This is a genomic window from Streptomyces sp. NPDC018029 (assembly GCF_044327655.1).
Taxonomy (GTDB): Bacteria; Actinomycetota; Actinomycetes; order Streptomycetales; family Streptomycetaceae; genus Streptomyces.
Window position 1 is genome coordinate 72,543 of sequence record NZ_JBIRFV010000016.1, and the last position, 12,414, is coordinate 84,956.

The 12,414-nt window shown below is 70.2% G+C and carries 13 protein-coding genes and 1 pseudogene; 11 read left to right on the forward strand and 3 right to left on the reverse strand.

Annotated elements, in window-relative coordinates; genetic code table 11:
• Nucleotides 1-98 precede the first annotated feature (98 nt).
• The 9 genes from ACH4D5_RS36010 to ACH4D5_RS36050 all read left to right on the forward strand — a co-directional run bounded on the left by ACH4D5_RS36010 (nucleotide 99) and on the right by ACH4D5_RS36050 (nucleotide 8,162).
• The gene (locus ACH4D5_RS36010) at nucleotides 99-620 is read left to right on the forward strand and encodes a hypothetical protein (RefSeq protein ID WP_398311463.1); all 522 of its coding nucleotides are present in this window, start codon (nucleotides 99-101) and stop codon (nucleotides 618-620) included.
• Between the two features lie 182 nt (nucleotides 621-802).
• Nucleotides 803-1,408: a hypothetical protein gene (locus ACH4D5_RS36015; RefSeq protein ID WP_398311692.1), complete on the forward strand. Its 606-nt coding sequence runs from the start codon at nucleotides 803-805 to the stop codon at nucleotides 1,406-1,408.
• Between the two features lie 282 nt (nucleotides 1,409-1,690).
• On the forward strand, nucleotides 1,691-2,050 hold the full coding sequence (locus tag ACH4D5_RS36020) for a hypothetical protein (RefSeq protein WP_398311465.1): 360 nt from the start codon (nucleotides 1,691-1,693) through the stop codon (nucleotides 2,048-2,050).
• Nucleotides 2,051-2,138: 88 nt separating this feature from the next.
• Nucleotides 2,139-3,596, forward strand: a complete 1,458-nt coding sequence (argG, locus tag ACH4D5_RS36025; protein WP_398311467.1) for an argininosuccinate synthase — start codon at nucleotides 2,139-2,141, stop codon at nucleotides 3,594-3,596.
• Between the two features lie 263 nt (nucleotides 3,597-3,859).
• The gene (locus ACH4D5_RS36030) at nucleotides 3,860-5,095 is read left to right on the forward strand and encodes an acyltransferase family protein (RefSeq protein ID WP_398311470.1); all 1,236 of its coding nucleotides are present in this window, start codon (nucleotides 3,860-3,862) and stop codon (nucleotides 5,093-5,095) included.
• The gene (locus tag ACH4D5_RS36035) at nucleotides 5,092-5,541 is read left to right on the forward strand and encodes a GNAT family N-acetyltransferase (protein WP_398311473.1); all 450 of its coding nucleotides are present in this window, start codon (nucleotides 5,092-5,094) and stop codon (nucleotides 5,539-5,541) included. Before ACH4D5_RS36030 ends, ACH4D5_RS36035 begins: the two co-directional genes overlap by 4 nt.
• 53 nt (nucleotides 5,542-5,594) lie before the next feature.
• Nucleotides 5,595-6,725, forward strand: coding sequence for a winged helix DNA-binding domain-containing protein (locus tag ACH4D5_RS36040; protein ID WP_398311476.1), 1,131 nt, complete (start codon nucleotides 5,595-5,597; stop codon nucleotides 6,723-6,725).
• A gap of 123 nt (nucleotides 6,726-6,848) precedes the next feature.
• Nucleotides 6,849-7,688, forward strand: a complete 840-nt coding sequence (locus tag ACH4D5_RS36045) for a class I SAM-dependent methyltransferase (protein ID WP_398311479.1) — start codon at nucleotides 6,849-6,851, stop codon at nucleotides 7,686-7,688.
• Between the two features lie 168 nt (nucleotides 7,689-7,856).
• Nucleotides 7,857-8,162 carry a DUF1330 domain-containing protein gene (locus tag ACH4D5_RS36050; RefSeq protein ID WP_398311482.1) on the forward strand — a complete coding sequence of 102 codons (306 nt, stop codon included), beginning with the start codon at nucleotides 7,857-7,859 and terminating at the stop codon, nucleotides 8,160-8,162.
• Between the two features lie 71 nt (nucleotides 8,163-8,233).
• On the opposite strand, the pseudogene ACH4D5_RS36055 reads toward ACH4D5_RS36050, so the two are convergent.
• Nucleotides 8,234-9,145, reverse strand: a pseudogene (locus ACH4D5_RS36055) (aldo/keto reductase).
• A gap of 76 nt (nucleotides 9,146-9,221) precedes the next feature.
• On the opposite strand from ACH4D5_RS36055, the gene ACH4D5_RS36060 reads away from it, so the two are divergent.
• The gene (locus tag ACH4D5_RS36060; protein ID WP_398311485.1) at nucleotides 9,222-10,211 is read left to right on the forward strand and encodes a DUF5937 family protein; all 990 of its coding nucleotides are present in this window, start codon (nucleotides 9,222-9,224) and stop codon (nucleotides 10,209-10,211) included.
• Between the two features lie 20 nt (nucleotides 10,212-10,231).
• On the opposite strand, the gene ACH4D5_RS36065 is transcribed toward ACH4D5_RS36060, so the two are convergent.
• On the reverse strand, nucleotides 10,232-10,618 hold the full coding sequence (locus tag ACH4D5_RS36065; protein WP_398311488.1) for a nuclear transport factor 2 family protein: 387 nt from the start codon (nucleotides 10,616-10,618) through the stop codon (nucleotides 10,232-10,234).
• Nucleotides 10,619-10,717: 99 nt separating this feature from the next.
• Here ACH4D5_RS36065 and ACH4D5_RS36070 point away from each other — a divergent pair, with 99 nt between their 5' ends.
• Nucleotides 10,718-11,296: a TetR/AcrR family transcriptional regulator gene (locus ACH4D5_RS36070; RefSeq protein WP_398311491.1), complete on the forward strand. Its 579-nt coding sequence runs from the start codon at nucleotides 10,718-10,720 to the stop codon at nucleotides 11,294-11,296.
• A 12-nt stretch (nucleotides 11,297-11,308) separates the two neighbouring features.
• Here ACH4D5_RS36070 and ACH4D5_RS36075 read toward each other — a convergent pair whose 3' ends face one another.
• A complete protein-coding gene (locus ACH4D5_RS36075) occupies nucleotides 11,309-12,361 on the reverse strand; it encodes a hypothetical protein (protein ID WP_398311493.1) in 1,053 nt (350 codons plus the stop codon).
• Nucleotides 12,362-12,414: the final 53 nt, after the last annotated feature.

The window sequence follows — 12,414 nt, forward strand, 5'->3', positions numbered from 1 at the left end:
ACGTCCTGACCTCCGTCAAACGAGTGAATCGTGCGATGGTCACCGCCGGGAGCGGCGGCCGCCGCCCCGGCCGTGGGACACACCGGTAACGTGCCCCCGTGCCCAGCCCGCAACAGCGCCCCCTCCTCTTCCTGGACGTCGACGGCCCCCTCATCCCGTTCGGTGCCACGTCGCGGGAGATGCCCGACGGCTATCCGACGTACCCCGCCGGCTCCGATGCGCGGGACGCCGGGGCGAATCCGCTGCTGGCCAGGGTCGATCCCCGACTCGGCGCCCGATTGCTGGCGCTGCCGTGCGACCCGGTCTGGGCGACGACCTGGATGGCGGACGCGAACGAGTACGTGGCGCCGCGGCTCGGCCTGCCCCGGCTGCCGCTGGTGGAGTGGCCCGAGCCGTCGGACGCGGACGGGCGGGGCGGGCTGCACTGGAAGACGCCGACGCTCGTGGCGTGGGCGGCGGGCCGGGACTTCGCGTGGCTCGACGACGAGATCGGCGACGTGGACCGTGCGTGGGTCGCGGCGCATCACCCCGGGCGAGCTCTGCTGTGCCGGGTCGACGCGCGGTACGGCCTCGGTGACGCCGAATTTCTCTCGCTGGAGGAGTGGCTGCGTGCGGGGTGACTCCCTTGCGGCAGTGGGCTGTTGCTGTTCGGTGACATGGCGGACAGAGCTGTGACGTCGGCGGGGGCAACGCGCGTAGGGGGTCGCTGGTCGTACGTGGCGTGGGACCAAAAGGGCGGCATCGAACGCCCGAACAGGCACTGTGACCAAGTGAGATGGGGCAAACCGTGGAGACGAAGAAGATGAACAGGCGCGGGACCAAGGGGATGTTCGTCATGGGGGCCGCGCTGGCGGCGGCGGGTGTCGTGGCCGGGACGGTGCCGGCCGCCGCGGCCGACACACCCCGCTTCCTCTCGCCGTCCGAACTGCCGCCGCACTCCTCGTCGGAGTGGACCGCGGGACCGGTGACGGCAGGACAGCCGGACCCGCTGCCGATGTGCGTCGGCGAGGCGCTGCCGTCGATCTCCGTGCACCGCGCCTACCGCACGGACCTCGACACCGGTGCGCTGCAGGTGACCGTGGTCGAGCGCAGCGAGCAGCGGGCCAAGGACTTCGCCGCCCTCCTGCGCAAGAACCTCGACGGCTGCGCGAAGAAGGTGATGCAGCAGTACCCCGACATCACCGCGAAGCAGAAGTACTACGGCAAGGTGAACGCCGAGGAGGGCGCACACGTCTACGGCGTCCACACCACCGCCACGTGGGGAGCCTCCGACATCAACATGTTCTCCGTCGGCCGCGACGGGAACACCGTGACGCTCGTGCAGTGGGGCCAGATGGGCAACTTCGCGAACGCCCAGGTCGCCGACTTCAAGACCACGACCGCGACGGCCGTCAACAAGCTGTACTGACATATCGACTCCTCGACACTCCTCGGCCCCGGCCTGGCCCCGCGTGTGACATCGGTCGCCGCGATCGACCTCGGCATTTCCGGAACGGGGTGGGAGAATCGGCCGACAGACCGTGACCTCGCCCCGCTCCTTGCCGGTGCGGTGCGACGGTCGTGTCGTACGAGGATTCGGCCGGGGAGAGGCCGGGCGCCGGGTAACGCACCCGGTGCCCGGTGTGGGGAGGAATCGACGGTGGTGGAGTGGCGGTATATCGCCAAGGGCGCAAGAGCCGTTCCTGAACCCATGGGCACGCCGTTCGTCTGGACGACGGCCTGCTCGGGCTCCCTGGTCCTTGTGATCACGTTCGACCTGCTCGGCGCGCTCGACCGCACCGGCCTCGCCCTCGCGGCGCTGTCCGTGCTCGCGGCGCTGGTCGGCATGCTCGGCCGGTTCGTCGCGGCGCCGGGCACGGCCCTGCTGTGCTGGGCCCTGCTGAACGTCTTCGCCACCCACCCCACCGGGGAGCTCTCCTGGGCCGGGCACCGGGATCCCGGCTGGGTGGCGTGCCTGCTGGCCGCCGCCCTCATCGGCACGGCGACGGCCCGGGTGTGGTACGCCCGGGCCGCGTACCGCCGTATCACGCCGTTCGACGGCGCCGCCTGACCCCCGTCCCGCAGCCGCGCACCTGCTCCGGCGGCGGCCGGCCATGCACGTCTTTGCATGACCATGCGCGATGATGCATACTCTTCCCATGTCTAAGGTCCTCACCTCCCTCCCCGCCGGCGAGCGCGTCGGCATCGCCTTCTCGGGCGGTCTCGACACCTCGGTCGCGGTCGCATGGATGCGCGACAAGGGCGCCGTCCCGTGCACCTACACGGCCGACATCGGGCAGTACGACGAGCCCGACATCGCCTCGGTGCCCGGCCGCGCCAAGACCTACGGCGCGGAGATCGCACGCCTGGTCGACTGCCGTGCGGCGCTGGTGGAAGAGGGCCTTGCCGCACTCACCTGCGGCGCGTTCCACATCCGCTCGGGCGGCCGCGCGTACTTCAACACCACGCCGCTCGGCCGCGCCGTCACGGGCACGCTCCTGGTCCGGGCGATGCTCGAGGACGACGTGCAGATCTGGGGCGACGGCTCCACCTTCAAGGGCAACGACATCGAGCGGTTCTACCGCTACGGCCTGCTGGCCAACCCGCAGCTGCGGATCTACAAGCCCTGGCTGGACGCCGACTTCGTGACCGAGCTCGGCGGCCGCAAGGAGATGTCGGAGTGGCTGCTCGCCCACGAGCTGCCCTACCGCGACAGCACGGAGAAGGCGTACTCCACGGACGCCAACATCTGGGGTGCCACCCACGAGGCCAAGACGCTGGAGCACCTGGACACCGGCGTGGAGACCGTGGAGCCCATCATGGGCGTGCGGTTCTGGGACCCCGAGGTCGAGATCGCCGCCGAGGACGTGACGATCGGCTTCGACCAGGGCCGCCCGGTGACGATCAACGGCAAGGAGTTCTCCTCCGCCGTCGACCTGGTGATGGAGGCCAACGCCATCGGCGGCCGCCACGGCATGGGCATGTCGGACCAGATCGAGAACCGGATCATCGAGGCCAAGAGCCGGGGCATCTACGAGGCGCCGGGCATGGCCCTGCTGCACGCCGCGTACGAACGTCTCGTCAACGCGATCCACAACGAGGACACCCTCGCCCAGTACCACAACGAGGGACGGCGCCTCGGCCGGCTGATGTACGAAGGCCGCTGGCTGGACCCGCAGGCGCTGATGGTGCGCGAGTCGCTGCAGCGCTGGGTGGGCGCGGCCGTCACCGGCGAGGTGACGCTGCGGCTGCGGCGCGGCGAGGACTACTCGATCCTCGACACCACAGGACCGGCGTTCAGCTACCACCCGGACAAGCTCTCCATGGAGCGCACCGAGGACTCGGCGTTCGGCCCGGTGGACCGGATCGGCCAGCTCACCATGCGCAACCTCGACATCGCCGACTCGCGCGCCAAGCTGGAGCAGTACGCGGGCCTCGGCCTGATCGGCACCGCCGCGGGCACGCCGATCGGCGCCGCGCAGGCGGCCGCGACGGGCCTGATCGGCACGATGCCGGAGATGCCGGAGGGCGGCGCCGAGGCCATCGCCTCGCGCGGCCGGGTCTCCGCCGACGACGAGCTGCTGGACCGCGCCGCGATGGAGTTCGGCACGGACTGACCGCACGGTCCCCTTCTCATCGGGGAGCTCATCGCGGACCCACAGGGCCGGTTCGACACCTCGGGTGTCGGGCCGGCCCTGTTCCTTCGCCCGTTCTTCTGGGTACTCGTGACGCCTGGACCGCGTGGGGAGGGCTATGACCAGAGGGTTTTACGCGACTGTAGAAGTATCGCTAAGGTGCCCGAGATGTTCTGCGACGGCGCAACACCCGCATCAGACGCAAGACGCGATCTCGGAGGCCCGGGGTCACCGTGGGGGGCACCTTGAGTGAGACCTCACGGCCGACGGGCCGCCATCGTCACGCGATGCCGCTGCCTCCTCTACGGCCCATCGAGCACCCCCCACCCTCTCCCCGCGTCACGGCCGCGTACACGGTCCCGAGCGTCTCGAGGCGGGCGGCGAAGCCCACCAAGCGACGCGACGCGTTCTTCGACAACGCCAAGTACCTGGCGATCGTCCTCGTCGCCATGGGACACGCGTGGGAACCACTCCGCGGTGACAGCCGGGCCGCCGCCGCCCTGTACATCACCGTCTACACCTTCCACATGCCGGCGTTCATCGTCATCTCCGGCTATTTCTCCCGCAGTTTCGACGCGAGCCCGAACCGGATCAAACGCCTGGTCACCGGAGTCGCCGTACCGTATGTGATCTTCGAAGTCGCGTACACCTTCTTCAAGAGGTGGGCGGGCGACGACCCGGACCACCCCATCAGCCTGCTCGACCCCTGGTACCTCACCTGGTTCCTGGCCGCGCTGTTCATCTGGCGGCTCACGACCCCGCTGTGGCAGATCGTGCGCCGGCCGCTGCCGCTCGCGCTCGCCATCGCCGCGCTCGCCTCCGTCTCCCCGGACATCGGCGACGACCTCGACCTGCAACGCGTCCTGCAGTTCCTCCCCTTCTTCGTCCTCGGCCTCGTCCTCAAGCCGGAGCACTTCCAGCTGGTGCGCCGCCGCGAGGCCCGGATCCTGGCCGTACCGGTCTTCGCCATGGCGCTGGCCTTCGCCTACTGGGCCGCTCCGCGGATGAACGCCGCGTGGTTCTACCGCCGCGACAGCGCCCAGGAACTGGCAGCGCCCGGCTGGTCCGGCGCCGTCATGACGTTCGCGCTCTTCGGCTGCTCACTGGTCCTCGTCGCCTGCTTCTTCGCCTGGGTGCCGGGGCGCAAGCTGTGGTTCACGGCCCTGGGCGCCGGCACGCTCTACGGCTACCTCCTGCACGGCTTCCTCGCCAAGGGCTCCCGCTTCTGGGGCTGGTACGAGGCCGACTGGGTCCACCGGCCGCTCGGCGAGATCGCAGTGACCCTCGTCGCCGGGACCGTGATCACCCTTTTGTGTACATCACCCGTACAGCGGATGTTCCGCTTCGCCATGGAGCCGAAGATGACGTGGGCCTTCACACAGGACGCCACCGCTCTCGCCAAGGGGGCCGGGGCGACGGGCAGAAGGGCCCACGCGAGGACCCGCACAAAGAAGCCAGGGCGAGAGGGCAGAGTCGAGTGAGTCGTCCGGCCCGGCCGCCCGCCATCCACTTCGAGCACGTCGTCGAGACGCTGCCGGCGGGCCGCCGGGCCGTCACCATGCTGGACCCCGACGACCGCCACGTGGGCAGCCTGGAGTACCAGATCTGCCACCCGTGCCGGCTCGGCCACATCGGCAACATCGCCGTCGCCGCCCACTGGCAGGGCCAGGGCCTCGGACGGCACGCCGTCCACACGGCCCTCACCGCAGGCCCGGAGTACTCCTGGTCCACGTCGCGGCAGTCGTCCGAGGGGCGCCGCTTCTTCGCCGCCATGGAGGACGAGACGGGCGTCGCCTTCCCGCCGAAGGGGGAGCGGTGCCCGCACATGGACCCCCGCGTGCTTCCGCTCAGCACCGGGGACGGGCGCCGCATCGGGTGGCGTGCGGCGCTCTGGTGGTGCAAGCGGGGAATAGAGGACAGCACCTGACCGCATCTCCTGCGACGGTGGTCCTCGACCCGAGAGATCCGAGGAGCGGCCCCATGCCCACCAACGCCCCGACCGTGCTCGACGCCCGAACACTCGGCCGCGCCACGCTCGCCCGGCAACTCCTCCTCGACCGCGCCGACATGCCGGCCCTGGACGCGGTCGCGCACCTCTGCGGTCTGCAGGCACAGGAACCGCAGGAGCCGTTCGTCGGACTCTGGTCGAGGCTGCGCGCCTTCGCACCTGGCGCCCTCTGTGACCTGCTCGTCGAGCGCCGTGTGGTCCGTACGCACCTCATGCGCCGTACGATCCACCTCGTCACCGCCGAAGACGCCCTGGCCTGGCGCTCCCGGCACGACGCGATGCTGCGCCAGCGGGTGCTCGGGGTCTACCGCCGCGACCTCGACGGCGTGGACCTCGACGAACTCGCCGCCGCGGGCCGGGCGGTGCTGGCCGACGGGGAGCCGCGCACCATGGCCGAGCTCACGCGAGCCGTCGCCGACCGCTGGCCGGCGCCGCCGCCGCGCGCACTGGGGGAGATGCTGATCGGGGGTCTCGTGCCCATGGTCCAGGTGCCGCCCCGCGGCCTGTGGCGCACGAAGGCCGGCGTGCGCAACGCCCCGCTCTCCTCCTGGCTGGGACGAGACATCGACCCGCCTTCCCCGGACGGCTCCGATCCCGTCGGCCAGAGTCTGCTGCGTCGCTACCTGGCCGCCTACGGCCCCGCCGCCACGGCCGACCTGCGCGCCTGGAGCGGCCTCGCCGGACTCCCGGCCGCGGTCGCCGCGGCCCGCGCGGAACTGGTCTCCTTCCGCGACGAGCGCGGCCGCGAACTCCTCGACCTGCCCGAAGCCCCGCGCCCGGATCCCGACACCCCGGCGCCGGTGCGCTTCCTGCCCGCGTTCGACAACGCGATCCTCGGCTACGACGACCGCAGTCGGATCATCGACGACGCCCACCGCGGTCTGTCGGTCGCCGGGGAACGCGTCGTCCTGGTCGACGGCCGGGTCGCGGCGACGTGGTCCGTGGAGAAGGAGGTGGAGAAGGAGACCGTGCTGGTGACTCCGCTGCGCCCCTTCTCCCGCGCGGAGCACGCCGAAGTCGAGGAGGAGGGCGGCGCGTTGGCGGCGTTCCTGTCGGACGGGACGAGCGAACGCGTACGGGTGGACGCGCGGCTCCCACGTTGACCCGGCGGGCATGTGCTCGCGGCGAGGGGGTGACCGAATCGGGGACGGACCGTTGAGCAGGGCACTGAACTGGCGAAGTCGGACCAGTGTGGGGGCCGAGCAGGCCAGGAGGAGAGGTGCGCAATGCAGTCCACCGCCACGACAGACTTCACGGGAGTCGCAGAAACCGCGCTATGGACCCTGTACCACCGCGCGGCCGAGGCGGCCCGGAAAGACACCGTACTGCCGGACCCCCAAGCAGCCCGTCTGGTACGCGAGTTGGACTTCCCCTTCCGTCAACGGCTCGGACCCGCCCGGCCCTGGGTGGCCCAGACCCTCGCACTGCGGGCCCTCGCGTTCGACGGTGTGGTGCGCGCATTCCTCTCCACCCACCCCGAAGGCACCGTGATCGCACTCGGTGAAGGTCTGGAGACGACGTTCTGGCGGGTCGACAACGGTCAAGTGCGGTGGGTATCCGTCGACTTGGCCGACCCGCTCGCGCTGCGCACCCGCGTACTGCCGCACGGCAGGCGGCAGTGCCACGTTCCCTGTGACATCAGCCGCGACCCCGACAGCCGCTGGACGGAGCTCGTGGACCCCTCGCAAGGCGTACTGGTGACCGCCCAGGGGCTGTTGATGTACCTGGACGCTGCCCGGGTACACCAACTGATCGCCGCCTGCGCGGAAACCTTCCCCGGCGGAGCGATGGTCTTCGACACCGTCTCGCGCCGATTCAGCGCGCGCTGCCGGACCGGCGGAAAGGGCCCAGGAGGCTACCGTCTCCCCCCGATGCCCTGGGGAATGGACGCTGACGGACACCGGACCCTGCAAACGGTCCACCCCGCCATCACCGAGATCCGGGACGTCCCCCTCCCCGTCGGCCGCGGCCTCACGGGCCACGTGGTCTCCCGGGCCGCGACCCTGCCCGTCCTTCGGAGCAACCGGCCTCTCATCACCAGCCTGCGCTTCCGCGCGGCGGTCTAGAGCCTGTCCGGGCGTCCCTGTGCGAAGTCGTCAGCGCCAGGCGGCGTAAGCCCTCCCTGTCAATTGATAACGATGCGTTCTGGGTCCATCCCGGATTGATCTTTCCCCCGACCCCACATCAAGCCCTAGCCTGCGGATATCGCGTCCGGCCCAACACAGGAGGTTTCCATGGCCAAGGGCTACTGGGTCAGTGTCTACCCCGCCATTTCCGACCCTGAGACGCTGACTGCCTACGACAGGCTGGCCGGTCCGGCTGTCCAGGCCGGGGGCGGGCGTACCATCTCCCGGATCCCGTCCCGTGGCGGTCGAGTCGTCGCCCACGAGGCCGGAATCCCGCAACGCGTCGTTCTGGTCGAGTTCGACAGCTTTGAACAGGCCGTCGCGGCATACGAGAGCGAGGCGTACCAGAAGGCGCTGGTGGCGCTCCCCGCCGGTGTCGAGCGCGACTTCCGCATCGTCGACGGCATCGACTGACGGGCGGGGCGGACCCAGCATCGCCGTCGTGAGGGTTTCCCACGTGGGCACCTACGCCACGTGAGTCCTGCTCATGTCGTCTCGTGGTGGCGGGGATCCAAGGCGGTGAGTTCTTCCGCCGACAGGCGCAGGGAGCCGACGGCGACGTTCTGGGCGAGGTGGTCGAGGTCGCCGGTGCCGGGGATGGCCAGGACGTGAGGGCCCTGGTGGAGCGTCCAGGCCAGCCGGATCTAGGCTGCGCTCACGCCGTGGGCGCGGGCGACGGCGTGCACCTCCGGGCGGTGGTCGGTGGTCGCGCCCCCATCGCGTCCGGTACCGGCGATCGAGTAGAACGGCACGAACGCGATGCGTTGTTCACCGCAGGTGGCCAGGAACTCCTGTTGCTCGGGCGAGGCCCCGATGCCGTACATGTTCTGGACGCAGACCACCGGTGCGATGCTCTGAGCCTCGGCGAGGTGGTGGGGGTGGATGTTGGACAGGCCCAGGTGCCGGATGAGTCCGGCCTCGCGCAGTTCGGCGAGTGCGCCGAAGCGTTCGGCGATGGAGTCGGTGCCGACGACGCGCAGGTTCACCACGTCGAGGTGGTCGCGGCCGAGCCGGCGCAGGTTCTCCTCGGCCTGGCCGCGCAGCTGCTCGGGCGTGGCGTGCGGCAGCCATTGGCCTGAAGGGTCACGGCCCGGTCCGACCTTGGTGGCGATGACGAGGTCGTCCGGGTAGGGGGCCAGTGCCCGGTTGATCAGCTCGTTGGCACAGCGCAGCGACGAGAAGTAGAACGCGGCGGTGTCGATGTGGTTCACGCCGAGTTCGACCGCGCGGCGCAGCACTCTGATCGCCTGGTCGCGGTCGCGTGGGACGGCATCGGCCGTGAATGCCTCGCCGTACTGAGTCAGGCGCATCGCGCCGAAACCGATCCGGTTGACCGTCGTCAGGTCGCCGAGCTTCCAGGTGCCCGATGCCGCCGCGGTGATCGTGTGTGAGGTCATGGCGGGATGATCTACGCGCGGTAGGCTGGCCCGCCATTGATTCATGCATGCCTGAATCCACTGAGGAGCGTTCATCGTGGCGGAGCTGGCGTTCTCGACGAGTGATCTGGCGCAGGTACGGTTCGCCGTCTCACCGATGTGGGAGGTCGCACCCAGCTTCCGACTGCTGACGTCCACCGCCGCGCATCCGATCCACCGGCCCTGGGTCGACCAGGTACGCCCGCGCATGGTGGCCGCGGGGCTGGACCGGGGCTGGCTCCGCGAGTTGGTTCCGCTCACCGGCGGCTACGTCCCCGACTTCCTCAACCCCGCCCCCGCCGGACCGGCCCCCACCCCGGCGGCGGAGCGCGACGCGATCCGGGCCTCGCCCGCCGACCGGGTACGCAAGGACCTGGACCACCTCGCCCGCCATCAGGGGAGCCTCGGCCCCCGACTGCGAGCTCTGCGCAACGACCCCCAAGGCCTCCTGGCCAAACTCGCAGAAGAGCTCGAAACGTACTGGGAGCTGGTACTCGCCCCCTACTGGGCGCGAATCCGGGCAGTCCTGGACGCAGACATCCTCCACCGGGCCCGCCTGGCCGCCGAGCACGGCACCGGTCACCTCCTCAACGACCTGCACACGTCGTTGAGCTGGGACGACGACGCGCTCCGGATCTCCAACCGAAAGCAGCCGCTGACCCGCACGACGGCAGGCACGGGACTGCTGCTGATCCCCTCGGTCTTCACCGGACCAGGGTTGCGCACCCGAACGACGCCGCCGGACCCGCCCCAACTCGCCTATCCGGCGCGCGGTGTCGGCTCACTGTGGGCGAAGCGCCCCGTCGCCCGGACCGACACGCTCTCCGCCGTACTCGGCCGCTCACGGACCCTGCTGCTGTCCGAGTTGGAGATCCCGGCCTCCACCACACAGCTGGCCCACCGCACCGGACTCTCCCCCGCAGGGGTGTCCCAATACCTCACCGCACTCCGCAACGCGGGCCTGGTCAGCGCCCACCGCGCAGGCCGCTCCGTCCTCTACGCCCGCACCGCCGCAGCGGAATCCCTTCTCCAAGCCGCCTCCGCCTGACCTCACGCACCCTCTGGTCGTCAGACGAAGAAGGCGTTCATCCCGGGCACGTCGGAGAGATAGGTCTCGATGCTCGCGATCTTTCCATCGTGGAGCCGGCAGGCCGTCGTCAGGTGTTCGTCCAGCACGGCGTCCTCCCGCTGCGCGGTGTTGTGCAGCGAGAGCGCCATGTTCTCCCTGCTGACCAGGACGTGCAGCAGCTCGAAGTTGAGACCGTACGAGGCGATCCGCTGAGCGCGCTCCACCACGGCGTCGGCGCCTTCCGCCGTGCCGGAGATGGTGTTGTCGCCGGGCAGGGTCCAGGTGGCGTCGTCGTGCAGCAGGGCCCGGATGCCGTCCCAGTCGCCTGAGGCGAGGGCCCGGTGGAAGGTGCGCCCGAGGGCGAGGGCGGCTTCGTTGGTTGACATGACATTCCCTTCGAAAACGCTAAAGCGGCGATCTCTGCTTTAGCGCGACTGTAGGCGCATCGCCCGCTAAGGCACAAGTCTTTGCTTTAGAGTGGAGGGGTGAACGCTGACGCATCGACGAAGCGGCCCGGCGGCCGCAGCAGCCGCGTCCGCGCCGACGTGCACAGCGCCGTGGTCGCGCTGGTGGGCGAGCGCGGCGCCGACCAGGTGACCCTCCCCGCTGTGGCCAAGCGCGCGGGGGTCAACTCCAGTACGCTCTACCGGCGTTGGGGCACGCTCGCCGCGCTCATGGCCGACGTCGCCGAGCACCGCGGTGAGGCCGGCGCGCCCCCGCTCGTCGGCGATCTGCGCACCGACCTGGAGAATCAGGCGGCCTGGACCTTGACGGAGCTCTCCCGGCCCGGCGGCATCGCGTTCTTCCGTGCCGAGGTCGCGCCCGACATCGACGAGCGGCACGCGGGACTGCGGGAGTGTCTGCGCAGGGTCCGCGCGCGCTTCGGTCCCGTCCTCGACGCGGCCCGGGAGCGCGGCGACACGCCTCCGCCCCCGTCTCTGGAGCAGATCCTGGACCGGATCGTCGCGCCGCTCTACTTCCGGGTGGTCTTCTCGATTCCCGATACGGACGAGGCGTACGTCCGCGACCTTGTAGCGGGGCTTCTCGCGGAGCCCCGGGCCTGAGTTCTGCGGGTGCTAATCGACGCGGCGCGCCCGGCGCCGCCGCAGCGGATGCGTCGCCCTGTCCCTGACGAGGAACAGGTGCAGCGCCAGCGGTACCAGGAAGAGGGGCAGGGCCGCCCACACCGGCCATGGCAGACGGAACCGGCCCAACGGCGTCATGGAGTCCGCTTCGTAGCCGGTCGTCACGTACGCGTTGTCGTCGATGGCCCGGGTGTCGAGGGAGACCAGGGTCGGGTCGTTGGCGTCGCCCGGCTTGTAGAAGCCGCCGAGCGCGTAGTAGCGCCCGTAGCGGGACCGGCCCTCCGGACTGAAGTGGACGGTGACTTCCTGGCCGTACTCAAAGGCGGGGGAGGGTCCGTGCTCCGTCTTGTTCCACGTGATCCCGCATGTCATCCCCTCATTTCCCACGCACCTGGTCGGCAACGTCATACGCACCGGGTGGCCGTAGCGCATGGCGTATTCGGCCGAGTCGTGGACGGACTGTGCGACGGCACCGAATACGGCCACCAGTACGGCGACAGCAACCGGCACCACGGTGAGCGTCACCTCGGCCAGGACCAGCGCCAGGACAGAAGTGGTCGCCACACCTGCTGCGACGACAGCGAGCAGGGCCAACCCGAGTCGGTAGGTCGGCGGCTCGGTGATGAACACACCGAGGGTCAGGCAGCCCACCGCCAGCGTCAGCGCGCCCGACACGTGGAGGGCCAGCGGCAGACCGCGTACGCCCTTGTAGTACCGCACGACCGGTACCGCCGCCACCATCACCACGGACAGGGCGGTGACCGTCCAGACGTAGCCGTTGTTGGGGCCGGGGTCGGCCACTGCCACTTCCACCAGGACGATGGCCAGGATGACGACGAGGATCACGCAGCACCCCTCTGTCGACTCCCTGTCCCAGCCGCTGTTGTCGTCCGTCGTGCCCTTCTCCAGCGTGACGCGTTCGGCATCGGCTCCAGCCGGTCCGGTTTCCGTGTCCCCTGTCGCCCACACAGCGAGCACTGCCATGAAGGGCACTCCGACCAGGGCCGTCACGATCGCCACCAAGATGCCCTGAGCCACTGACATGTGCCGTCCTTCTGTTCGTCGTGCAGATCGCTGGAAGTCATCGGAAGCCCCAG